Annotated in this window: 16 protein-coding genes and 1 tRNA gene; 10 read left to right on the forward strand and 7 right to left on the reverse strand. The window is 70.4% G+C overall.

Features of this window, described 5'->3' with window-relative positions:
- The first annotated feature begins 111 nt into the window (after positions 1 to 111).
- From MYF83_RS13370 to MYF83_RS13385, 4 genes are all read left to right on the forward strand, one after another.
- Positions 112 to 2670, forward strand: a complete 2559-nt coding sequence (locus MYF83_RS13370) for a carboxylate--amine ligase/circularly permuted type 2 ATP-grasp protein (protein WP_248960601.1) — start codon at positions 112 to 114, stop codon at positions 2668 to 2670.
- Complete coding sequence (locus MYF83_RS13375) at positions 2670 to 4502, forward strand: N-acetylglutaminylglutamine amidotransferase (RefSeq protein WP_248960602.1); 1833 nt, start codon at positions 2670 to 2672, stop codon at positions 4500 to 4502. Before MYF83_RS13370 ends, MYF83_RS13375 begins: the two co-directional genes overlap by 1 nt.
- Positions 4503 to 4636: 134 nt before the next feature.
- Positions 4637 to 6247, forward strand: coding sequence for a S9 family peptidase (locus MYF83_RS13380; protein ID WP_248960603.1), 1611 nt, complete (start codon positions 4637 to 4639; stop codon positions 6245 to 6247).
- Between the two features lie 153 nt (positions 6248 to 6400).
- Positions 6401 to 7348 carry a ribonuclease Z gene (locus MYF83_RS13385; RefSeq protein WP_248960604.1) on the forward strand — a complete coding sequence of 316 codons (948 nt, stop codon included), beginning with the start codon at positions 6401 to 6403 and terminating at the stop codon, positions 7346 to 7348.
- A 352-nt stretch (positions 7349 to 7700) separates the two neighbouring features.
- On the opposite strand, the gene MYF83_RS13390 is transcribed toward MYF83_RS13385, so the two are convergent.
- Together MYF83_RS13390 and MYF83_RS13400 are read right to left on the reverse strand one after the other, a co-directional pair.
- Positions 7701 to 7777, reverse strand: a tRNA-Met gene (locus tag MYF83_RS13390).
- 291 nt (positions 7778 to 8068) lie between these two features.
- Positions 8069 to 8506 carry a hypothetical protein gene (locus MYF83_RS13400; RefSeq protein ID WP_248960605.1) on the reverse strand — a complete coding sequence of 146 codons (438 nt, stop codon included), beginning with the start codon at positions 8504 to 8506 and terminating at the stop codon, positions 8069 to 8071.
- 105 nt (positions 8507 to 8611) lie between these two features.
- Between MYF83_RS13400 and MYF83_RS13405 the strand changes: the two genes are divergently transcribed.
- Together MYF83_RS13405 and MYF83_RS13410 are read left to right on the forward strand one after the other, a co-directional pair.
- Positions 8612 to 9673, forward strand: coding sequence for a hypothetical protein (locus tag MYF83_RS13405; protein WP_248960606.1), 1062 nt, complete (start codon positions 8612 to 8614; stop codon positions 9671 to 9673).
- Between the two features lie 64 nt (positions 9674 to 9737).
- Complete coding sequence (locus tag MYF83_RS13410; protein ID WP_248960607.1) at positions 9738 to 10646, forward strand: TIGR03564 family F420-dependent LLM class oxidoreductase; 909 nt, start codon at positions 9738 to 9740, stop codon at positions 10644 to 10646.
- Here MYF83_RS13410 and MYF83_RS13415 read toward each other — a convergent pair.
- From MYF83_RS13415 to MYF83_RS13425, 3 genes are all read right to left on the reverse strand, one after another.
- A complete protein-coding gene (locus tag MYF83_RS13415) occupies positions 10643 to 13312 on the reverse strand; it encodes a PEP/pyruvate-binding domain-containing protein (RefSeq protein WP_248960608.1) in 2670 nt (889 codons plus the stop codon). The genes MYF83_RS13410 and MYF83_RS13415 overlap by 4 nt on opposite strands.
- 118 nt (positions 13313 to 13430) lie before the next feature.
- Positions 13431 to 14150, reverse strand: a complete 720-nt coding sequence (locus MYF83_RS13420) for an SDR family oxidoreductase (protein WP_248960609.1) — start codon at positions 14148 to 14150, stop codon at positions 13431 to 13433.
- Positions 14151 to 14323: 173 nt separating this feature from the next.
- Positions 14324 to 14974: a VC0807 family protein gene (locus MYF83_RS13425; protein ID WP_248960610.1), complete on the reverse strand. Its 651-nt coding sequence runs from the start codon at positions 14972 to 14974 to the stop codon at positions 14324 to 14326.
- 277 nt (positions 14975 to 15251) lie between these two features.
- On the opposite strand from MYF83_RS13425, the gene MYF83_RS13430 reads away from it, so the two are divergent.
- Complete coding sequence (locus MYF83_RS13430) at positions 15252 to 15593, forward strand: luciferase domain-containing protein (RefSeq protein ID WP_248960611.1); 342 nt, start codon at positions 15252 to 15254, stop codon at positions 15591 to 15593.
- Between the two features lie 20 nt (positions 15594 to 15613).
- On the opposite strand, the gene leuE is transcribed toward MYF83_RS13430, so the two are convergent.
- A complete protein-coding gene (gene leuE / locus MYF83_RS13435) occupies positions 15614 to 16276 on the reverse strand; it encodes a leucine efflux protein LeuE (protein WP_248960612.1) in 663 nt (220 codons plus the stop codon).
- 656 nt (positions 16277 to 16932) lie between these two features.
- Between leuE and MYF83_RS13440 the strand changes: the two genes are divergently transcribed.
- The 3 genes from MYF83_RS13440 to MYF83_RS13450 all read left to right on the forward strand — a co-directional run bounded on the left by MYF83_RS13440 (position 16933) and on the right by MYF83_RS13450 (position 21467).
- Positions 16933 to 18288, forward strand: a complete 1356-nt coding sequence (locus MYF83_RS13440; protein ID WP_248960613.1) for a cellulose binding domain-containing protein — start codon at positions 16933 to 16935, stop codon at positions 18286 to 18288.
- 75 nt (positions 18289 to 18363) lie between these two features.
- Positions 18364 to 19917: a cellulose binding domain-containing protein gene (locus MYF83_RS13445; RefSeq protein WP_248960614.1), complete on the forward strand. Its 1554-nt coding sequence runs from the start codon at positions 18364 to 18366 to the stop codon at positions 19915 to 19917.
- A 302-nt stretch (positions 19918 to 20219) separates the two neighbouring features.
- Positions 20220 to 21467: a glycosyltransferase family protein gene (locus tag MYF83_RS13450; RefSeq protein ID WP_248960615.1), complete on the forward strand. Its 1248-nt coding sequence runs from the start codon at positions 20220 to 20222 to the stop codon at positions 21465 to 21467.
- A gap of 58 nt (positions 21468 to 21525) precedes the next feature.
- Here the strand turns inward: MYF83_RS13450 and MYF83_RS13455 are convergent, their stop codons facing one another.
- Entirely contained in the window at positions 21526 to 22563 is a 1038-nt protein-coding gene (locus tag MYF83_RS13455; protein ID WP_248960616.1) for an AI-2E family transporter, read from the reverse strand.
- Positions 22564 to 23204 lie beyond the last annotated feature (641 nt).

The following is a 23204-nucleotide window of genomic DNA, read 5'->3' on the forward strand; positions in this document are numbered from 1 at the left end:
CAGCGGCGAAATCACCATGCGAAGAGTTCTGTTGTGACGTGCATTTGGCGGCGTTATGGGCAGGAGCTTCCCCAACGAACCCCGGCTAGTGGGCACATTGAGGATGGTGGAATGTCGGGTCTCGCGGAGTCCGCCGCCGTAGGCGTCGAAGAGGAGTTCCACGTAGTCGACCTGGAGACGCGCCACCTGGTCCCACGCGCCGCCCCCCTGCTCGAGCGGTTGCCACAGGACCGGTTCACCCACGAACTGCAACGCTCCGTGGTCGAGTCCAACAGCCGGCCCTACGTACGGCTGGAGGACCTCGGGCAGGACCTGACGGCGCTGCGCCGCACGGTCGTCGAGGCGGCGGACGACCTCGGTCTCGGCATCGTCGCCGCCGGATCGGTGCCACTGGTCGACCCCGCCGCGCTGAAGATCTCGCCGGACGCCAGGTACGAGCAGATGCTGGAGGACTATCAGCTCCTCACGCGTGAACAGCTGATCTGCGGCGCGCAGGTGCACGTGGACGTCGCCAACCGCGACCTCGCCGTCGAGGTCGCGCACCGCGTCGCCCGATGGCTGCCGCCACTGCTGGCGCTCAGCGCGAGCTCGCCGTACTGGTTAGGCGCCGACAGCGGATACGCGAGCTCCCGCACCCTGGTCTGGCAGCGCTGGCCTACCACGGGGCCGGTGCGCCGGTTCTCCTCGGCCGCCGAGTACGACCAGATGGTCGCCGACCTCGTACGGTCCGGGGTGATCAGCGACCCGGGGATGATCTACTTCGACGTCCGCCCCTCGGCGCACCTGCCCACGGTCGAGATGCGCATGTGCGACGCCTGCCCCCGGGTGGAGGACGTCGTGCTGCTGGCCGGCGTCTTCCGCGCCGTGGTCATGCGCGAGCTGCACGCCATCGAGAACGACGGGCCCGTCCAGCAGGAGATGCCCATGGAGCTGGTGCGGGCGGCGACCTGGCGGTCCGCGCGCTCGGGCCTGGAAGGGACGCTCGTCGACCCGGCGGACGGCACGCCGAGGCCCGCCGCCCAGGTGATCCGGCGGATGCTCGCCGGCCTGCGTCCCCAGCTGGAGGCGACCGGCGACTGGGAGGCCGTCGCCACCTTGGCCGAGTACGCGCTCGGCCGGGGAAGCTCGGCTGACCGCCAGCGGCAGATCATCGAGCGCGGCGGGACCTTCGCCGACGTGGTCGACCGGCTGGTGGCCGCGACCCGGTCCGACGGCTGGCAGGTGGAGTTCGGCGGCCCCCTCCCGCGCCTGACCACCGACCTGCTCGAGGACTACCAGGCGGTGCAGGACGAGGCCGTGATCGAGGGCATCGTGCGCGAGCCGTACCAGCCGGTCTTCAAGGTGCTCGACCGGCTCGGCTCCGCCGAGCTGCGGAAGCGGGAGGCCGTGCGCGAGGCCTACATGAAGGAGTCGGGCATGACCTTCACACTCGACGGCGCGGAAGCGGAAGTCCGGGAGAGTGACCTGGACCAGACCGGCGGCGACCGGAAGATGCCCGTGGACCTCGTGCCGAGGCTGATCGCGGCCGACGACTGGGCGAAGATCCAGGAAGGGATGCCGCAGCGGGTGCGGGCCCTTGAGGCCTTCCTGCGCGACGTGTACGGCCGGCGCGAGGTGATCAAGGACCGGGTGCTTCCCTCCTGGATCGTCGACGAGTCCCCCGGCTACCGGGCCGCAGGCTGGCGGGTGCACAGCGGCGCGATCAGATGCTCGGTCGCCGGGCTGGACGTCGCCCGCGACGGCGCCGGGCGCTGGGTCGTCCTGGAGGACAACCTCAGGGTGCCCTCCGGCATCGGCTACGCGGTCGGCAACCGCCGGATGGCCGCCCACGTGATCCCCGAACTCGACCGCTCGGCGATCCAGGACCCCGAGGGCGCCGCCGGCCTGCTCCGGGAGGCGCTGCTCGCGGCCTCCCCGGCGAGCGACCCCGTCATCGGCGTGGTGACCTCCGGCCCGACGGACGCGGCCTACTACGAGCACCGCGCCCTCGCCGAGGAGATGGGCGCCGTCCTCGCCCAGCCCGCCGACCTCTCGGTGCGCGACGGCGCCGTGTACGCCGCGGGCCGGCGGGTGGACGTGCTGTACCGCAGGATCGACGAGGACGAGCTGCTCGGCGGCCCGGCCGGCACGGCCCTCCTCGACTCGGTCGAGCGCGGCACGCTCACGCTGGCCAACGCGCCCGGCAACGGCGTCGCCGATGACAAGAGCCTGTACCGCTACGTGCCCCGCCTCATCGACTACTACCTAGGAGAACGTCCCCTGCTCGCCAACGTCACCACCTACCTGTGCCGCGATGCCGACGACCGGGAGCAGGTGCTCGACCGCCTCGCCGAGCTGGTGGTCAAACCGGTGGACGGCTACGGCGGCCAGGGGGTCAGCATCGGCAGGGACGCCTCGGCGGCCGAGCTCGAGACGGTGCGCGCGGAGATCACCGCCGCGCCCGAGCGGTGGGTCGCCCAGGAGACGATCTCCCTGTCCACCCACCCGACCTTCGACGGGGAGCGGATGCGCCCGCACGCGGTCGACCTGCGCGGATTCGTGTTCATGGGCAAGCAGCCGGTCGTCCCGCAGGCGGCGCTCACCCGCGTCGCCCCGCCCGGCACCATGATCGTGAACTCCTCCCAGGGCGGCGGAGCCAAGGACACCTGGCTGATGAGGGAGGCCGGCTGATGTGCGGCCTCAGCGGTGAGATCCGGTTCGGCGGCCGCCCTGCCGACGTCGCCTCCGTCGAGCGCATGACGGCGGCCATGGCGGCCAGGGGGCCCGACGGCGTGGGCCTGTGGTCGCTCGGTCCCGTGGCCCTCGGGCACCGGCGGCTGAGGATCATCGACCTGTCCGACCGGGGAGCCCAGCCCATGGTCGACGCCGAGGCCGGACTGGCCGGGGTGTTCAACGGCTGCCTCTACAACTACCGCGAGCTGCGCGAGGTGCTGCTGGCCGAGGGCTACCGGTTCTTCTCCACCTCGGACACCGAGGTGCTGCTCAAGGCCTACCGCCACTGGGGTCCCCGCTGCGTGGACCGCTTCAAGGGCATGTTCGCGTTCGCCGTCGCCGAGCGGGACACCGGCCGGCTCGTGCTCGGCCGTGACCGGCTCGGCATCAAGCCGCTCTACATCACCAGGGACGCGGCCCGGCTCCGCTTCGCCTCCACGCTTCCCGCGCTGCTCGCCGGCGGTGGAGTGCGCACCGACATCGACCGGATCGCGCTGCACCACTACATGACCTTCCACTCGGTGGTGCCCTCGCCCCGCACGATCCTGACCGGCGTGGAGAAGCTGCCGCCCGCCACGGTCCGCACCATCGAGCCCGACGGCACCACCCACGACGAGCACTACTGGAACCCGCCGTTCACCCGCCCGCCGCGGGACGGCGCCCCGGGCACGGGCACGGTACAGCTCGACGTGCTGCAGGCCGGCCGCGACGAGATGGGCCCCGGCGAATGGCGCGAGGCCGTCCTTTCAGCCGTCCGGGTCGCCGTACGGCGGCGCATGGTCGCCGACGTGCCGGTCGGCGTGCTGCTGTCCGGCGGCCTGGACTCCAGCCTGATCGTCGCGCTGCTGGCCGAGGAGGGGCAGCGGGACCTGGCGACGTTCAGCGTCGGGTTCCACGCGGCGGGCGGGGAGTCCGGCGACGAGTTCGCCTACTCCGACCTGGTCGCCCGGCGCTTCGGCACCGACCACCACCGCATCATGGTCGACGACCTGCGGCTCCTGCCGTCCCTTGAGAAGGCGGTCGCGGCGATGAGCGAGCCGATGGTCAGCCACGACTGCGTCGCCTTCCACCTGCTCGCCGAGGAGGTGTCCCGCCACGTCAAGGTCGTGCAGTCGGGGCAGGGCGCCGACGAGGTCTTCGCCGGCTACGACTGGTACCCGCCGCTGGACGGCGTGCCGCGCGACGGCGCCGCCGAGGTGTACGCGAAGGTCTTCTTCGACCGCCCGCACGAGGGGCTGGCCGAGATCCTCACCCGGGACTACCTGATCGGGGAGGACGTCAGCACGGAGTTCGTCCGCCGCCACCTCGCCATGCCCGGCGCCGACACCGCGCTGGACGCCGTGCTGCGCCTGGACACCGGAGTCATGCTCGTCGACGACCCGGTCAAGCGGGTCGACAACATGACGATGGCCTTCGGGCTGGAGGCCCGCACCCCGTTCCTGGACCACGAGCTGGTGGAACTGGCCGCCACCTGCCCGCCCGAGCTCAAACTGGCTTCCGGCGGCAAGGGCGTGCTCAAGGAAGCCGCCCGCGGGCTCGTCCCGGACGAGGTCATCGACCGCCCGAAGGGCTACTTCCCGGTCCCCGCCATCCGCCACATCCACGGGCCGTTCCTGGAACTGGTCCGCGACGCCCTCACCGGGCAGGCGGCGCGCGAGCGCGGCCTGTTCCGTCCCGCCATGGTGGACAAGCTGCTCGCCTCGCCGGACGACCACAGGACGACCCTGGGAGCCAACGCACTGTGGCAGCTTGGACTCCTGGAGTTGTGGCTGCAAGCACAAGGAGTCTGACCGTCGACATCTCATGGACCTGTAGGTCCCCCGCGCTTTCGCCCGACAACATGGCCGTCGCGTTCGTCAGCGACCGCGACGGCTCCCCCCGCCTCTGGGTCCAGCCCCTGACCGGGGGCCCGCAGGAGGCGCATGTGATCGACACCGGCCCCGAGCCCGTCGGTGACGTGCTCTGGTCGCCCGACGGGGAGTGGCTGGCCGTCACGGTGTCGCCGGGCGGCGGCGAGCACACCCAGGTGTGGGCGGTGCGCCCCGACGGCACCGACCGCCGCCTGCTCGCCGGACCGACCGAGACCCCGGCCAAGGGGTCCGCCGTGTTCGTCCGCTGGACCGGGCAGGGTTCGACGCTGCTCGTCGCCGAGCTGTTCCCGTCCGGCTCGACGGAGGCCGTGCTCATCGACGCGGCCCTCGGCCACCGCGACACCATCGCCACCGGCCCGCTGATGTGGCCGACCGCGGTGAGCCGGGACCACAAGCGCGCGCTGCTGCGCCACGGGCCGCGCGGGATGCGCGAGATGTCGGTCGCGGACCTGCCCTTCGGTGACGAGCGGCCGCTGCTGCCGCCGACGACCGACCTCGGCGCGCTGTCGCCGGACGGCGAGGTCGCCTACATCCGCTCCAACGCCGGGCGCGACCGCATGGCGCTGGTCGCCATGCCGGTGGGCGGGGCTCCCCAGGTCATCGCCGAACGGCACGACGCCGAGCTCGACCGGTTCTCCGTCAGCATGGACGGCAGCGTCGCCCTGCTGGTCTGGAACGTCGCCGGGCGCTCGGAGCTGGAGGTGGCCGACCTGATCGAGGGGAGCACGCGGCCGCTCCCGCCGCCGCCGGTCGACGTGGTCACCTCCGCGCGGCTGTCCCTCGACGGCTCGCTCGCCGCCATGGCGGGCGAGGCGCCGGACACGCCCTCGCAGGTGCTGCTGTGCGAGCTGGCGACCGGCGTCTACTACTGGGTGGCCGGTGACGTTCCCTTGCCGGACCCCATCGAGGCCGAACTGGTCCACTTCCCCGCCAGGGACGGCCTGGAGCTGACCGGCTGGCTCTACCGCGCCCGGCCGTCCCCCGGGCCGTGCGTCATCTACCTGCACGGTGGGCCCGAGAGCCAGGAACGGCCGACGTTCAACCCGCTCTTCCAGCGGCTGCTGGGCACGGGCGTCAGCGTGCTCGCGGCCAACGTGCGCGGCTCCTCGGGCTTCGGGCGCGCGTTCCTCGACGCCGACAACCACGCGCTGCGCTTCCACGCCATCGACGACGTGGCCGACTGTGTCGAGCATGTCGTGCGGACCGGGGTCGCCGACCCGGCCAGGGTGGCGTGCATGGGCCGCTCGTACGGGGGCTACCTCACCCTCGCGGCGCTGGTGACCTACCCGGAGCTGTTCCGCGCCGGGGTCGACGTGTGCGGCATGGCGGACTTCGCCACCTTCTACGCCCGCACCGAGCCGTGGATCGCCGCGGCGGCCGTCACCGAGTACGGCGATCCGGTGGCCGACCGCGAGCTGCTGCGGGCACTGTCGCCCCTGCACTCCTTCGACCGGCTGGCCGCGCCGCTGCTCGTCGTCCACGGGGCGCAGGACACCAACGTCCCGGTCTACGAGGCCGAGCAGGTCGTGGCCGCCGCCAGGGCGCGCGGCATCCCCTGCCGCTATCTGCTCTTCCAGGACGAGGGCCACGAGACGCTCAGGAAGGCCAACAAGATCGCCTTCATGGACGCCGTCGTCGACTGGCTCGGCCGGTGGGTGGACTGACCCGTCCGGCCGGGGGACGTGGCCGGGTCACGGCGGGTCGCGCGGGCTCCTCCAGGCCCCGGCAGGGGCGGTCGCGCGCTCCCCGGCATCGTCGTGCGGATCGCGCGCCCCCGGTACGGGCGGTCGCCCGCCCGCTGGCCTATCGTGGCGCAGGTGTCATCGCGTGAGCTCGTCGTCCTCGGCACCGGCAGCCAGACGCCGACCCGGCGTCGCAACCACAACGGGTACCTGCTGCGCTGGGACGGCGTGGGCCTGCTGTTCGACCCGGGGGAGGGCACCCAGCGGCAGATGATCATGGCCGGGGTCGCGGCCACCGACGTGAACCGCATCCTGATCACCCACTTCCACGGCGACCACTGCCTCGGCGTGCCCGGCGTGATCCAGCGGATCTCCCTGGACCGGGTGCCACACCCGGTGTACGCGCACTTCCCGGCCTCCGGCGCCGAGTACTTCGCCCGGCTGCGCCACGCCAGCTCCTACCACGAGACGGCCACCGTGATCGCCCAGCCGGTGGGCGCGGCCGGGGTGATCGCCGAGGGCCGTTTCGGCCGCATCGAGGCCCACCCGCTGGACCATCCCGTCCCCGCCTACGGGTACCGGCTGTGCGAGCCGGACGGGCGGCGGATGCTCCCCGACCGGCTCCGCGATCTCGGCGTCACCGGCCCGCGCGTCGGCGAACTCCAGCGCGAGGGCGTCATCCGGGCCGGCGGGCGCACGGTCACGCTGGAGGAGGTCAGCGAGCCCCGGCGCGGCCAGCGGTTCGCCTTCGTCATGGACACCCGGCTCTGCGACGGCGTCTTCACCCTGGCCGACGGCGCCGACCTGCTGGTGATCGAGTCGACCTTCCTGGACGAGGACGCCCGGCTCGCCCGCGACTTCGGCCACCTGACGGCCGGGGAGGCCGGGCGGGTGGCCCACGAGTGCGGGGTCCGCCGCCTGGTCCTCACCCACTTCTCCCAGCGCTACACCGACCCCGCCGCCTTCGGCGCCCAGGCGGCCCGCCACTTCGCGGGCGACATCACCGTCGCCGAGGACCTCACCCGAGTCCCGGTGCCTCCCCGCCACCGCCGGGCCACCACGGCCTCGCACGCCCGGCCCTAGGCGCGCGGCCAGGACCGCTCGATGTCCCTGGAGGAGCGACCTTGCCGGGAACCCCGGCAGGATCAAGGATGGGTACCCGGTGACCTGATCTTGACCGGAGGGCCGCACGCCGTGACAGCTCCGTCCACTGAGACCACCGTCCGGCCCGGACGCGGCCCGGGCAGGTCATCATCGAGTACTTCGCCTCGGACGACGCCGGCTGGGATCTGCGCTGCCACTGATCCCGAGGAGGCTCAGGCCCGGACCCGGCGAGCGTCAGGAGAAGGGGGCGGTCCCGGTCGGTCATGACCGCCGGGCGGCGACGAACGACGAAGGCCCTGATCTCCGGGTATCCGGTGATCAGGGCCTTCCTTGGTAGCGGGGGCAGGATTTGAACCTGCGACCTCTGGGTTATGAGCCCAGCGAGCTACCGAGCTGCTCCACCCCGCGTCGGTAGGACCAACCATACCGCCGATCTCGGAACGCGCAAACCGGATTCGCGCCCGCGGGCGTCTGAGCTGCTCGGCGCGGGCGCCCCCGCCGACTAGCGAGGGGCGACGCGGGACCGATCGAGGTGGAGATCTTCAACGCGGACGTCTGGGCCGCGGACGGCCACGAGGTGCTCGCCACCCTGATCCGCCGCTACGTCACCGAGGTGCTCTGGCCGGCGTCAGAGACGCGGTCGCGCCGATCCGACGCTCTCGGCGGGGAACTCCTGCTCGGCGGCAGGGGCGGGCCGCGTCATCCGGCCAGGCAACCGGTGCTTCCGGAGATCTCCACGTTGGGCCGCCGGTCGCGGACGGTGACCGTGAAGACGATGCCGAGGGACTCCTTGCGCAACACGCTGACGTTCACGCCGAACTGCGCGTGGGGTCCCTCGGAGTCCTGGTAGCCCATGGTGTGCAGCTCCATGGCCAGGGTGCTGGTGAAGGCGGCCGCCGCCTGGGCCGGGTCGGCGCCCTGCGGGAAGTCGCCCGTGATGGTGTACAGGCCGCGCCTGGTGCCCTCGGCGCAACCGGAGCGGTCGTCGGTGACGGCGATGTTCTTGCCCGCCAGGCCGAGCCGTCCAAGGACGTCGCCGTCCTGCTTCAGCAGCCCTGCGGTCTCTTCGAAGCCCGGCTCGGCGGCACACCCGCACGCCAGGGCGAGCACCAGACCCCACACGCCGAGACTTCGCATCCCGGTCACTCTACCGATCACCGGCGACGTACGGCATGACGGTTACCTGGTGACATGTAAACAAAGGTGACGATGTGTCGTCCGGTGTCGCAGTAGCATCGGGCCGTGCTGCTCACGCGTGGTGTGGTTCTCGCCGTCTCGCTGGTGTCGGTCATCGGTACCCCCGCGTGGGGAGCGGCGGGCAACCCGGGCAATCCGAACGGCCGCGCGTTCGTGCCGGTCGAGGCGCGGGCGGTCGACACCTCCCGCCCGACGCGGGTCATCGGCGACGGCACGCCGGCGAGCTGCACATCGCGGGCCGTGGTGGCGGCGGTCGCCGCGGGCGGCGTGATCACCTTCTCCTGCGGGCCGCGTCCGGTGACCATCACGATGAAGGAGACCGCCAAGGTCGTCAACCGCAGCGCGCGGGTCGTGCTGGACGGCGGCGGCAAGGTCACGTTGAGCGGCGGCGGCAAGCGGCGCATCCTCTATATGAACACCTGCGACAAGGCCCAGGGATGGACCACGTCCCACTGCGACGACCAGGCCAGGCCCGAGCTGACCGTGCAGAACCTCACCTTCGCCGACGGCAACGCCACGGGGCAGCGGGCCGACGGCGGAGGCGGCGGCGCGATCTTCGCCCGTGGCGGGCGGATCAAGGTGGTCAACTCCCGTTTCGTCCGCAACAGGTGCGACCCCACCGGCCCGGATGTCGGAGGCGCGGCCATCCGGGTGCTGGACCAGTCACGCGACCTGCCGGTCTATGTCGTCGGCAGCACGTTCGGGGGAGCTCCCGGGCTGGGCGGCGCGTGCTCCAACGGCGGCGCGCTGAGCGGCATCGGGGTGTCCTGGGTGGTGCTCAACAGCGTCATGACCCACAACAAGGCGATCGGACGGGGCGCCAACCCGGCACGCGGCCGAACGCCGGGTGGCGGCAGCGGAGGCGCGATCTACACCGACGGGAACAGGTTCACCGTGCGCGTCGCCGGTTCGGTCATCGAGAACAACCACGCGCGGGAGGGCGGCGGAGCGGTCTTCTTCGTCAGCAACGACCGCACCGGCACCCTCCGCATCGAGCACTCGACACTCCGGCGCAACGTCAGCGCCGGGTTCGAGACGCGCGGCTACCCGGGCATCTTCTTCCTCGGAGCGGGAAGACCGCAGGTGATCGCCTCTACCCTCCGGTGAACGACCGGGACGCGTACGATGGCCGCACAGGACTAGAACTACATTCGGTACGGAGTGGTGGACGATGCGCATCGGGCTGTATCTGAACGAGCCCTCGGGGCCGGACGCGATCGCCAAGCTGGAGGAGAAGATCGCCGGCGCGGCCGGTGACGGCTTCGCCTCGGCCTGGGTCTCCAACATCTTCGGACTCGACGCGCTGACCGCCCTCGCGGTCGCCGGCAGCCGGGTTCCCGGCATCGAGCTCGGCACCGCCGTCGTGCCGACCTACCCCCGGCACCCGGCCGTCCTCGCCCAGCAGGCCCTCACCACCAGCACGGCTCTCGGCGGACGGCTCACGCTGGGCATCGGCCTGTCCCACCAGGTAGTCATCGAGCAGATGTACGGGTACGACTTCGGCAAGCCGGCCCGGCACATGCGCGAGTACCTCTCGGTGCTGCTTCCCCTGCTGCACGGCGAGCGGGCGGACTTCGAAGGCGAGACCGTCAAGGCGCACATCGCCCTCAACACCCCGCGCGTCGGCGACGTGCCCGTGGTGATCGCCGCGCTCGCGCCCCGGATGCTGCGCCTGGCGGGAGAGAGGGCGGACGGCACGGTGCTGTGGATGACCGGGCCCAAGACCATCGCCGAGCATGTCGTCCCGTCCATCACCGAGGCCGCGCGGGCCGCGGGACGTCCCGATCCGCGAGTGGTGTGCGCGCTTCCGGTGGCCGTCACCGACGACAAGGACGCGGCCAAGGCACGCGCGGCCGAGGTCTTCGCCATCTACGGGCAGCTGCCGTCCTACCGCGCGATGCTCGACCGTGAGGGCGCGCAGGGCCCCGCGGACGTCGCGATCGTGGGCGGCGAGGACGAGGTCGCCGCCCAGATCCAGGGCCTGGCCAAGATCGGCGTGACCGACTTCGCCGCCGCCACCTTCTCCTCCGGCCAGGAAGCGGCCCGCACGCGCAAGCTGCTCAAGGCCCTCGTCTCCTAGCCCTGCCCGGAGGCGGGCGGGGTGGCGAGAATGACGGCGCCGGTGGTGCCCTCGACGGTGATCTCGTCTCCGGTGCTGACGCGCGTGGTCGCGTCCGGGACGCCGACGACGGCCGGGATGCCGTACTCGCGGGCCACCACCGCGCCGTGGGAGTTCGCCCCGCCCATCTCCATGACCAGGCCTCCCGCGGTGAGGAACAGTGGCGTCCAGCCAGGATCGGTGGAGGGGGCGACGAGGATCTCGCCAGGCGACAGGTGCGCGCCGACCGGGTCCAGGATGACGCGCGCCTTCCCGGTGACGGTGCCGGGCGACGCGGGGGTGCCGGTCAGAGCCCCCTCGACGGGCGGCGCGGCCGACACGGCCTCTGGCTCGGTGCCGTCGGAGAGCAGCACCCTGGGGATGTGCCTGCGCCGCAGCTCCCGCTCGTAGGTGGCACGCCGCCGCTCGACGAGGTCGCGCTGGTCGGCGCCGCCGAGCGCGGCCCGCGCCTCCGCGATGCTCAGCATGAACACGTCGCCGGCCTGGTCGAGCAGCCCGCGGCCGGCCAGTTCCCGGCCGACGGCCGCGAGGTGCCGGCGCATCTCGCCGAGGGCCACAATGAAGTAGTACTTGGGCATCTCCCGGGCGCCCGCCAGCTGCCGGGTGCGTCCCAGGGCGAACCGGACGATCCGTCCCCGCAGGCCGCCGACGCGGCGGGCCAGCGTGCCGATCATCTCCTCCGCCTCGCGCGCGCCCCGGGCGAACTGCGCGTGCGGCGCGAGGGCCGGATCGTCCAGCCGCAGGTAGTTGGCGAGCACGCCGAGCACGTGGGAGGGGTCGTCCGACCAGCGCGGCATGCCGAGGTCGATCTCGGCGACCGCCCGGTGGCCGTAGCGGTCGAGGAAACCGGCCAGTTCCTCGCGCAGCACCGGCGGCAGGTCCCCCTGGGGGAGCGTGGGACCGCTCAGGGCGCGGGCCGCGGCCTCGTCCGCGCGGATGCGCGTCGCGGCGCTCCACAGGGCGAGGTCCATCTCCGTGGTGACGTTGTGCGGCAGGCCGCGCAGTATGGTCGGCAGCTCGCCCGGCTTGGACCGGCCCCGCAGGAGACGGGCGGCCAGACCGAGCATCAGGAATCCGGCGAACGGTCCCGGGACGATGTTCGGGATCAACGGGACGACCTGGGAGCCCAGGCAGCGCTCGACGTGGTCCAGCCGCTGTAGGGGAGTCGGGTCGCCGGGCAGCGCGAGCCGGTCGCGCAGCCGGTCGAGGCCCCAGGAGATCCGCCGGTGGGAGGTCTCCGGCCTCCAGAGCGCCTGGACCATCCGCGCCGGAACGCGGTACCTGACCGCGATCCGCAGGATCCGGCGCAGGGCCGGCAGAAGGGACCGCTGGGTGAGGCTCAGCCGCGGGTCATCGAACAGGCCGCGCAGCACGACCGCCGACCGCGCCTCCATGACGTCCAGCACCCGGGGGACGATGGCGCGTCCCACCCGGCTGCGCACGAGGCCGGTCATGTCGCCGAAGATGCGCATGCCGGGGTCGCTGATCGGGACGGTGCCGCCGGGCCAGTTACCGGTGGGCAGGGCGGCGAGGGCGGCCACCGAGCCGGCCAGCGCGCGGAACGCCGAGAAGCCCATCGGGGTGATCGGCCGGTGCAGGCCCTGGGCCAGGCTGAAGCAGAAGTACACCCGCAGGCCGTCCGCGCCCTCGGGGAGCGGATAGAGGGTGGTGATGGGCCGCGCCTGGGTGAGCCACAGCGTGCCGGAGGAGTCGATAGCCCACTCGGTGTCCTGCGGAGAGCCGTAGTGCGCCTCGACCCGCGCACCCAGCTTCGCCAGCGCGATGACCTGCCGGTCGGTCAGGCACGCCCCTTCCTGCGCCTCCTGCCGCACCTGCTCGGTGCCGCCGCCCGGGATGGAGCGGACGACGGTCAGCTTGTCGCCGAGAATGCGTTTGGTGATCTTCTTGGATGGGCTCACCACGAAGTGGTCGGGGTTGACCGCGCCGGAGACCACGGCCTCGCCGAGCCCGGGACTGGCGTCGATCACCACCTCGTGGCGGCGGCCGGTGACCGGGTTGGCGGTGAACATCACCCCGGCGACCTCGGCCTGCACCATCCGCTGGATCACGACGGCCAGGTGGACGGCGCCGTGGTCGATGCCGTTCGCGGCGCGGTAGGCGACGGCGCGGTCGGTCCACAGCGAGGCCCAGCACCGGTGCACGGCGTCGAGCACCGGGTCCGCGCCGACCACGTTCAAATAGGTGTCCTGCTGGCCGGCGAAGCTCGCGTCGGGCAGGTCCTCGGCGGTGGCCGACGACCGGACCGCGACCGGGCCCTCCGCGCGCTCCTGTACGGCTCGCGCGATGTCCTCCGGCACCGGGGCGGCGAGGACGAGGGCCCGGGCGCGGCCGGCGAGTTCGGCCAGGGCGGCGGTGTCGCCGGGGGCGGTGTGCGCCAGGGCGTCGAGCACGTCCGTGAGGCCCGCGCTCTCGGCGACGCGGCGGTAGGCCTCGGTCGTCAGGCAGAAGCCCTCGGGCACGGGCAGGCCGGCTTGGGTGAGGACTCCGAGATTGGCCGCCTTGCCGCCGACCAGTGGCAGCATGCCGGCCGTGATGTCCTGGAAGCCGAGGATGAGGGGGTGGTGCTCGGAGCCGGTGAGCCGGCGGTCACCGTCGGAGGTGAGCATGGGCGGTCTCCCTGCGGCGCCGCCGCGGCGTTGACTCTCCCAAGGCGGCGCATCGGATGTCTATGACCTCACCATAAACTCATCGCCTGTTGAAATCAACAAACGATGAACTCCCTCGTTAGCTCATGGTGTTGCCGCCGTTGACGGCCAGTCGCTGGCCGGTGATGAACTTCGCACCCGGTGAGGCCAGGAAGGCGACGGCCTCGGCGACGTCGACGGGAACGCCCATGTGGCCGAGCGGCACCTTCGTGACGTAGTCGCTCACATCATCGCCCGCATGGCGTTCCACCGGGATCCACCCCGGCTCGACGGTGTTGACCGTGATGCCGAGCGGCCCGAGCTCCCGCGCCCACGACCGCGTGAGACCGTGCATGGCGGCCTTGGCCGACACGTAGTGCCCGAAGTCGACATTGCCCAGATCGGCGACCTCGCTGCCGATGTTGATGACCCTGCCCTCGCCCGCGGCCCGGAAGTCCAGGAGCACGGCGTGCAGGAGCAGCAGCGGCGCCTTGACGAAGAACCTTAGCTGGTCGAGATGGTCGTCCCAGGTCTGCTTCTCGATCGGCATCATCGGCTGCGGGCCGGTCGCGTTGTTCACCACGACACTGATCGGGCCGGCCTTCTCGCGGATCTCCGCGACGCCGCGCCGCACCGCCTCCTCGTCGGTCACGTCGAAGCGCACCACGTGGGCCGCCCGGCCGATACGGTCCGCCACGGCGGTCGCGCCCGCCGTGTCGTTGGCGTAGTTGACGACGACCGTCCATCCGTCGGCCGCCAGACGCTCGGCGATGACCGCGCCGAGTCCCCGCGACGCTCCGGTCACGAGTGCGCATCCCATATTTCTGTCCTCTCCACGCTAGAAACCCCCCCATCTTTACCCATCCATGGACATCTCGTACACGCGGAGGGGGATCGCGGACAGGCGAAGGAGAAGGCGGAGACGGAGGCCGTCAGAGCGCGGGTGATCGGAATGAGAGCCGGGAGCCCGGAGGCGATCGCGGGAGCCGGCGGCTAACCGGCGGTGACGGCGGGGGTGGGGGCGTCGGCGTGCAGGCGGCGCAGCACCCTGCGGAACGCGTAGATCGAGACGCCGACCGCCACGCCGCTGATGGCCGCGACCACCGACGTCCGCACCAGCAGGTACGTGCCGATCGACTGGTGCAGCAGCAGCCAGATGCTGACCGCCGAGTTGGCCAGCAGCACGAACGCCCACAGCAGCGTGATGCGGGCGAAGAACCGCCTGACCCGTTCGTGCCGCAGTACGGCCGAGGGCAGGTGGATGTAGTCGAGGGTCAGCTTCTGCACCAGGGGACGGTTCAGCCGCACGGAGGCCAGGAAGGCCATGCTGATGCAGATCGTGCCGAGCTCAGGCTGCAGGAAGTAGACGACGGCACTGCCCGTCCACCAGCCCAGCGCCGCCCGCGCGGTGATGGCGATCGCCGCGAGCATCATCGTGCCGGGCACCGGACGGCGGCGGACGACCCGCCAGAGGACACCTGCGTACACCCAGGTCACCGCGGCCACCAGTGCCCCGTCCAGGCCGAGTACGGCGAGGGCGGTGTAGAACACGGCGAGCGGGGCGACGACGCCTTCGAGGAGCTTGGGCACTGCCTGACGGAGGAGCGCGGTGATCCTCGGCAGGGTGAAGGACGGAGCGTTCATGCTTCTCCCAGGGAGGACGGTGGATGACCGACGCTAAAGCTTCGGCACCTACCCTGGGATGGGATTGCCGAAACTCCACTGAAACGCCGAATTATGGTCATTGGTGGCCCACCGTACACAATGTCTGAGTAAGGCGTACATATGCGGAATAAGATCCTTTAAAGGGATCATTGGGCGGACTGCGGATATGCCTGCCCCTCTTGAAGTGGTTGAACATCGGATAACGGTTCGGGAACAGAGGGTTTCCGGATGGCGCACCGACCGGGAGCATGAAGGCATGGCAGTGCTCTCACGCACGCATGTCCCCCTGTCGGCCGGATGCGTGGCCGATGTCGCCGTCCAGCTCACACGCTGGCCCGATCTCGCGGTCAGCCACACCCGCAAGGCGATACGCTTCCGTGCCCGGGGCCGCGAGATCATCCGCATGTCGGGTGACCACACCGCCGAACTGCTGCTGACCGCCCCCCTCATCGACCGATGGGCCCGGGTGCTCGCCAACTCCCATCGTGTCACACCAGGTCACAACACAGACTGGGTCCGTATCGAGATCGAGGACCGTGCCGACGCCGAGATGTTCCTCTCGCTGGTCAGCGTCGCGCTGAAGGTCAACGACGGCTGATCGGGGCCGGCCGGCGGCGGTCAGCCCAGGCTGGAGGTGGCGAGCTTGGCGCCGAAGGCCAGGAAGAGTGCGCCCACGCCTGAGGTCAGTCCGGCCGAGAGCCTGCGCCGGCGCCGGAACTGGTTCGCGAGATACACGCCGCCGAAAATGAGCGTGGACAGGTACATCGCGCTGAAAAGCTGGCAGATCGCGCCCAGGATCAAGAAGGACAATGCCGGAGCCCCGTAGTGCGGGTCGACGAACTGCACGAAGAACGAGATGAAGAACAAGATCGCCTTCGGGTTGAGCAGGCTGATCGTCAGAGCCTTCCTGAACGGATCGGCCAGGTCGGCCACCGGCTCGGCCGGCTTCTCGGCCTCCTGCACGCCCTGCCTCTCACCACGCCAGGACCTGATCGCCGCGCGGATCATGTTGAAGCCGAGCCATGCCAGGTACGCCGCGCCGGCGTACTTAACCGCGTTGAACAGCAGCGGGGTGGACTGCAGCAGCGACGCCACGCCGGCGGCCGACAGCACCATGAGGACCGTGTCCCCGGCGAATACCCCGCACGCCGCCCGGTAACCGGTCCGGACGCCGCGCTGGGCGCCGACCGTCAGCACGTACAGCGAGTTGGGGCCGGGGAGAAGGATGATCAGAAAGGCCCCGACCACGTAGGCCCAGATATTGGTGATGCCGAAGAACATGCCGCTGAACTCCAGGTATCCGAGGGATTCATCACGTTATACCGGCACAGACTTCCCTGCGCTCACGCGCCCTCCCGGCGGGAGCCAGGGCAGGATGTCGGATGTGCGGGTATCCATCCTCGGGCCGATGGAGGTCCAGAGCGACGACGGCGTGGTCCTGCCCCTGGGCGTACGCCACCGCTCCGCCCGGTCCCCCGACGCGGCTCCGCCGAACAGGTAGCCGAACACGACGACGCTGACGGTCTCCTGGCATCTCGCCGGCAGGCGTCCCGGCGCCGCGCGGGCGGTGCTCGGCGGTCCTCGGTGAACCGGTGCTGATCCCGTGTGATGAACGCATTTCGGGCGTGGACCGTATGTCTCCAGGCAGGCGGGTAGACCAGCTCCTCCGCGTTGTCAGATCGCGCCTGCCTGGGGGAAAACCTCGCCGTTTGGGTCTTGTGGGCATGCTGCGGCGGGGCTACGATCACGGCAACTCTTAGGAAACTTTCCTAAAAGTAGCGCCCAACGGAGCCGTCGGTGCCTCGCCCCCCTCCTACGCTGACACCCTGCTTGAGCTGCGGAGATCCACCGGGATGAGCCGCCCTTCCCCTCCCTACTCCCGACGTCCCCGTCCGTGGGACGCGTACGCCCCGCCTTCCGCCAGCATGGGAGCGATCATGCGACGCACCTTGCCCCTGCTTCTCCTCACGGCCGTGGCGAGCCTCCTCGTCGTGGTGCTCGTGCCTCCGGGCGCGCAGGCCGCCTCGGTGAGCGCCACCTTCGTCAAGACGTCCGACTGGGGGTCGGGGTTCGAGGCGAAGTACACCATCGCCAACGGCACGTCGAGCACGGTGAACGGCTGGACCGTCGAGTTCGACCTGCCGTCCGGCACGACCGCCGGCACGTACTGGGACGCGCTCCTCACCCAGTCGGGCACCCACTACACGTTCAAGAACCGCGAGTACAACGGATCCATCCCGCCCGGCGCCTCGGCCTCCTTCGGATTCGTCGGCTCGGGCCCGGGCTCGCCCCTGAACTGCAAGATCAACGGCGCGTCCTGCGGCGGGGGCGGCACGCCGAGCCCGACGCCCACCCCGACCCCGACGGGGCCCACCCCGACGCCGACGCCCACGCCCACTCCCACGGTGACGCCGCCGCCCACGGGCGGCATCCTCGTCGCCCCCTACATCGACATCACGATGGCCACGCCGTCGCTGGTCGCCGCCGCCGGTGCGACCGGGGTGAAGAACTACACCCTCGCCTTCGCGCTCGGCGACAGCACCGGATGCAACCCCGCCTGGGGCGGCACGATCCCGCTGAACGACTCCCGGATCATCAACGACGTCCGCGGGCTCCAGGCCCAGGGCGGCCAGGTGATCGTCGCGACCGGCGGCGCCATCGGGCCGTACCTGGAGCACAGCTGCGGCACCTCGGCGGAGCTGCTCGCGGCCTACAAGAAGGTGCTCGACACCGTCGGCACCAACTACCTGGACGTCGACGTCGAGGCCTCCATCGACATCGCCAAGGTCAACTCCGCGCTCAAGCAGTTGCAGACGGAGCGCGGCACCGTGATCAGCTACACGATGCGCATCCAGGGCCAGGACTACGGGATGGATCCGTTCTCGGTCCAGATCCTGCAGGACGCGGCCGCCAGGGGACTGAACGTCCTGGTCAACCCGATGCTGATGGACTTCGGCTACTCCGGCAACTGGGGCGACGCGATGGTGTCGGCCGCCAACGCGACGGTCGCCCAGATGAAGGCCATCTGGCCGTCGAAGACCGATGCCCAGATCAAGCGCCTTCTCGGCCTCACCCCCATGATCGGCAAGAACGACACCGGTCAGACCACCACGCAGGCGGACGCGCGCATGCTGCTCGCCTACGCCCAGTCCAACCACGTCGGCCGGATCGGCTTCTGGTCGGTCGGCCGTGACAACGGCGGCTGCCCCGGCGGCACGCTCTCGCCCACCTGCAGCGGTGTCAGCCAGTCGGCGTACGAATTCACCTTGATCTTCAAGGCCTTCACCGGCTGACGAGGCCCGCACCGGCCCCACATCCGTCCGCCGGTACGCCTCGCGCTCCGCCGTACCGGCTGAAAGGGAGATTTAATGCGCTTTATCCGTCTATGCGTTGCGGCGCTGCTCGCCGCGGCGGCCGTACTGGTCGTGACGACCGGGTCCGCCCTCGCGGCCTCGGCCACCGCGACCTTCACCAAGCCCCAGGACTGGGGCAGCGGGTTCGAGGGCAAGTACACGATCACCAACGGCACCTCCAGCACGCTGAACGGCTGGACCGTCGCCTTCGACCTCCCCGCCGGCTACTCCGTCACCACCGCGTGGGACGCGGTCATGACCAAGAGCGGGCAGCACTACACCTTCACCAACCCGAGCTGGGCGCCGACCCTGGGCGCCGGCGCGAGCACCAGCTTCGGCTTCAACGGCAGCCCCGGCAACTTCGGCACGCCGCTGAACTGCACGCTGAACGGCGCCTCGTGCTCGGGCGGCACCACCAACCCCGGCGCTCCCGGGGCACCGGGCACGCCCACCGTCACGGCGACCACGAACACGTCGATCTCCCTGTCCTGGCCGGCGTCCAGCGGCACCGTGACCGGTTACCGGGTGTACGAGGGGTCGACCGTCCGGGCCACGGTCACCGGCACCTCGGCCACCATCGGCTCGCTCAGTGCCTGCACCACGCACACCTACACCGTGAAGGCGTACAACTCGGTCGGAGAGTCCGCCGCCAGCGGCTCGGTCACCGGTACGACCACCGGCTGCACCCAGCCCACCGGCGGAAAGGGCGCACCATACCTCTACATGGGCTGGGGCGACCCGCCGAACCCGACGACCGTCATGAACGCGACCGGGGTCAAGTGGTTCACCATGGCGTTCATCCTGTCGAGCGGCGGCTGCAACGCGGCGTGGGACGGCCAGCGCCCGCTGCAGGGCAGCGCGGACGCGACCGCCATCTCCCAGATCCGCGCGGCCGGCGGTGACATCGTGCCGTCGTTCGGCGGCTGGAGCGGCAACAAGCTCGGCCCGAACTGCTCCACCCCGCAGGCCCTCGCCGACGCCTATCAGCAGGTCATCAACGCCTACAGCCTCAAGGCCATCGACATCGACATCGAGAACAGCGACGAGTTCGAGAACGAGGCAGTGCAGGACCGCATCCTGAACGCGCTGAAGATCGTCAAGCAGAACAACCCGGGCATCACGACGATCGTCACGTTCGGCACCAGCACCACCGGCCCGACGTACTACGGCACCCGCCTCATCAACCAGGCCGCGGCGCTCGGCGCGAACATCGACGTGTTCACGATCATGCCGTTCGACTTCGGCGGCGGCGCCGACATGTACCAGAGCACCGTCAACGCCTCCGAAGGCCTGAAGAACGCGCTGAAGACCGCCTTCGGCTGGTCGGACGCCACCGCCTACGCCCACATGGGCATCTCCGGCATGAACGGCCTGTCCGACCAGCAGGAGACCACCACCCCGGCGACCTGGACCCAGATCCGCGACTGGGCCAAGTCCAAGGGTCTGGCGCGGCTGGCCTTCTGGTCCGTCAACCGGGACCGGCCCTGCCCGGGTGGCGGCGTGAACGCGTCGTGCAGCGGCATCGCCCAGACCGACTGGCAGTTCACCTCGATCACCGCGGGTTTCTGATGTGAGCGCGGCCGCCCCCTGATCCCTGGACGGCCGCTCTCGCCCCGCAGCCGCTCTCGCCCCCCGGCCGGCGAGCGGCCGGAGGCCCGATGACCGTGCGGCCCGCGCGGCTCCGACCCCCCACGGAGCGCGCGGGCCGCACGCTTGCCCGAAGGACGGACCACCCTAATGCACACTGACCACGTGATCGTCACCCATAGGAGTCAAAACACTTCTTTGTGTGAGCAATTCTGGATAGATGATGGCAATTTTCCCGCCCGAGTGGTCGGTTTGGCCTGCGTTCCGGCAGGCTAGAGAGCGTCATGGACTACGCAATTCTCACGGGGTTCGTCCTCGTCTCAGGTGTCGTGCTCGCGGTCGTCGCACAGTGGAAGGGCTGGAGGCCCTCTCTGGCCGTCGCGCTCGCCGTCGGTATCGGGGTCCGCGTCCTGATCATGATCCTGTCCGCGGCCGACACCTGGCAGCCGGTCGACTTCATGAACAGCTTCAAACCGGCGGGCGAGGCGATCCTCGCGCACCGCGACCCCGTGCTGGGAAGCGACGGCGGGTGGCACTTCCTCCCGACGATCCCGTACGTCTACGGGTTACTCCTCTGGATGCACATCCCGTGGGAGATCGCCGGCCGCCTGGTCACCGTGGTCTCCGACATCATCCTCATCCCCCTGGTCGGCAAGCTCGCGGGCGGCAAGGACGCCGGCCTGCGCGCCTTCCAGTACGCCTGCAACCCGCTCGCGGTGCTCGTCGCGGCGGTGCACGGCCAGGTGGAGCCGGTCTCCCTGATGTTCGGCGTCGCCGCCTTCATCGTGGCGAGGAACGCCAGGACGTCCCGGCCCGTGCGCAACGCGATCATCGCAGGACTGCTCATGGGCCTCGCGCTCTGCGCCAAGAGCTGGCCGATCTGGCTGGTTCCCGGCATGCTGCTGTTCCTGCCCGACCTGCGGTCCCGCGCCTACGCGTTCTTCACGACCGGCGTCGCGCCCATCTTCTTCCTGATCACCCTGCCCATCGGGGCCGGCACGTCACTCGCGGAGCTTCCCAAGGTCATCCAGACCATCGGCGACGTGCGCCCGATCATCGGCGAATGGGGGTGGACCGCGCTCGTGGTGGGCGGCGACTGGACGCTGAACGCCGACCTCGCCCGGTACGGCCAGTGGATGATCTACGGCACGCTGCTGGTCGTCGGCTTCCTATGGCGCCGCGCGGACCCCGTCGACCTGACGACTGCGCTGCTACTGGCCTTCATGGTCGTCACTCCGCGTCTCGGCGCCCAGTACCTCATGTGGTTCATGCCGTTCCTCGTGGCACGGCCCACCCGCTTCGCCTGGCCCGCCATCATCGGCACCTCCACTTGGGCGGCCGTCGGATACCTGTACCTGACGCAGTTCGACGACGTGCGCTGGTGGTTCCTGCACTCGCCGTGGGCGATGAGCTCGGCGTTGCTGCTGCCGGTCCTCGTCGCCGCCATGCCGTGGGGCACGCGCCGGTCCGAGAGCCTCACTCCGGCCTCCAGATCCGAGACCCCCCGCTCGCCGGTGGGCGCGTCGGCCTGACCTTCGCGAGCCCTGGCGCGGGGCCGCGATGCCGAGGTGACCTGGCCCTACGGGCTCGTCAATCCTTCGGGATCTCACCGGAGACCAGCGCGCCCGACCACCTGGCAGCGGGGTCGCTGTCGATGAACAGAGCACGGGTCAGCAGGGTGAGCGGGATGGCGAGCAGAGCTCCGAGCGGCCCCAGCACCGTCGCCCAGATGATCAGGGAAAGGAAGGTCACCGTCGTGCTCAGCCCGACCGCGTCGCCGAGGAACTTCGGCTGGATGAAGGACTGCACCACGACGTTGATCACCATGTAGGCCACGATCACGAAGATCATGCTCCGGAGGCCGCCGGTGAGCAGCGCCAGGAGGGCGGGAGGCACCAGCCCGATGACGAATCCGATGTTCGGAATGTAGTTGGTGATCAGGGCCAGCACTCCCCACAGCAGCGGGAGCGGCACGTGGAGCAGATACAGCGCGACCACGTCCAGGGCCGCGCAGATCAGGCCGAAGAACGTGGACACCAGCAGGTAGCGGCGGGTCTTGTAGGCGAAGGCCGTGAGTGCATCGGCGATGGCCGGGCGCTCGGCCGCCGCGGCCGACATGATCCGCGAGGTGATCGGCGCGTCCAGGCTCATCGCCAGCAGGAGGATCACGATGAGGAAGAGGCTGGAGACCACGCCGAGCAGGCTCGACACGAGCCCCTGGGCGAACTCGAAGATCTTCCCCGGATCCAGCGACCGGAGCGCTTCGTTCACCTGAGGGGCGATGCCGCGGGCCGCCGCCCATTTCTGGGCGTCGGCCACGAGCTTGTTGAACTGGGCGGAGTAGGTCGGCACCAGCACCGCCATCTGGACGACGGCGGTGGTGAGGATCGCCACCATGCCGAGCAGGACGACGATGACCACCGACAGGGGCACCGCGACGACCAGCCAGCTCGGTGCCCGCTTGCGCACGAGCCAGTCCCGGATCGGGGAGACGGCGATGGTGAGGACGAGCGCCAGCACGACGGGCCCCGCGATGGAGTCGATCGCCTTGATGCCGGCCAGCACGACCACCGCCGCGGCCGCGACCAGCAGTATCACCAGCGCTCGGGGGGCAGTTCGATCGCTCACGGTCTGCCTCGATCCGGTCGGGAATTCTTCCTTGCTACCGCCTGTTGTACTGGTCTTGCCCCGTGAGCCGAAAGGTTCTACTCGATCGTTGCCTGTAATGGATCGAGGGCCGCGCGGGGCCTGCTAATCTTTTGTCGTCGGCATCGCCCGGCCACCATCCCTAGATCGCATCAAGTGGTTCTGGGCTGCGTGGACGCGATGACGACGACCCCTCGAAAAAATCTTCGTAGTTCACTTGCGTGACTGCGACAGAGTGTGTAAGTTAGAGGGGTTGCCCTGGAGACGGGGTGGCTCGAATGCTAGTGGGTTCGGGTGGCTGGAAGTCAAGTGCTGGTAACGGCGCGGTTTGCTTCTGGTCAAGCGGGTTCGGTAGGATGAGGGCATACGAGATGGAAGCCCCGGAGTTCGGGCCTTAGGGTCTGGGTGATGGTGTACGCGTCCGTTTCTTGAGAACTCAACAGTGTGTTAAAAGCCAGTGCATGATTATGCATTAACCTCCGTCTTTCGTGCCTCTTTTTGTGGGTGCGGGGATGGTTCCTTTGGTTGGCATCGCACATGTGTGTGTGGTGTCCGCCGGGATTTCTTCAGACATTGTTTGGAGAGTTTGATCCTGGCTCAGGACGAACGCTGGCGGCGTGCTT

Source organism: Sphaerisporangium perillae, from assembly GCF_023276435.1.
Classification (GTDB): Bacteria; Actinomycetota; Actinomycetes; order Streptosporangiales; family Streptosporangiaceae; genus Sphaerisporangium; species Sphaerisporangium perillae.

Coding starts and splice junctions, on each gene's coding strand:
- MYF83_RS13400 (WP_248960605.1), bottom strand. CDS start 8,506: ATGCGAAGTCTCGGCGTGTGGGGTCTGGTGCTCGCCCTGGCGTGCGGG.
- MYF83_RS13440 (WP_248960613.1), top strand. CDS start 16,933: ATGCGACGCACCTTGCCCCTGCTTCTCCTCACGGCCGTGGCGAGCCTC.
- MYF83_RS13420 (WP_248960609.1), bottom strand. CDS start 14,150: ATGGGATGCGCACTCGTGACCGGAGCGTCGCGGGGACTCGGCGCGGTC.
- MYF83_RS13425 (WP_248960610.1), bottom strand. CDS start 14,974: ATGAACGCTCCGTCCTTCACCCTGCCGAGGATCACCGCGCTCCTCCGT.
- leuE (WP_248960612.1), bottom strand. CDS start 16,276: ATGTTCTTCGGCATCACCAATATCTGGGCCTACGTGGTCGGGGCCTTT.
- MYF83_RS13430 (WP_248960611.1), top strand. CDS start 15,252: ATGGCAGTGCTCTCACGCACGCATGTCCCCCTGTCGGCCGGATGCGTG.
- MYF83_RS13450 (WP_248960615.1), top strand. CDS start 20,220: ATGGACTACGCAATTCTCACGGGGTTCGTCCTCGTCTCAGGTGTCGTG.
- MYF83_RS13375 (WP_248960602.1), top strand. CDS start 2,670: ATGTGCGGCCTCAGCGGTGAGATCCGGTTCGGCGGCCGCCCTGCCGAC.
- MYF83_RS13370 (WP_248960601.1), top strand. CDS start 112: ATGTCGGGTCTCGCGGAGTCCGCCGCCGTAGGCGTCGAAGAGGAGTTC.
- MYF83_RS13445 (WP_248960614.1), top strand. CDS start 18,364: ATGCGCTTTATCCGTCTATGCGTTGCGGCGCTGCTCGCCGCGGCGGCC.
- MYF83_RS13410 (WP_248960607.1), top strand. CDS start 9,738: ATGCGCATCGGGCTGTATCTGAACGAGCCCTCGGGGCCGGACGCGATC.
- MYF83_RS13415 (WP_248960608.1), bottom strand. CDS start 13,312: ATGCTCACCTCCGACGGTGACCGCCGGCTCACCGGCTCCGAGCACCAC.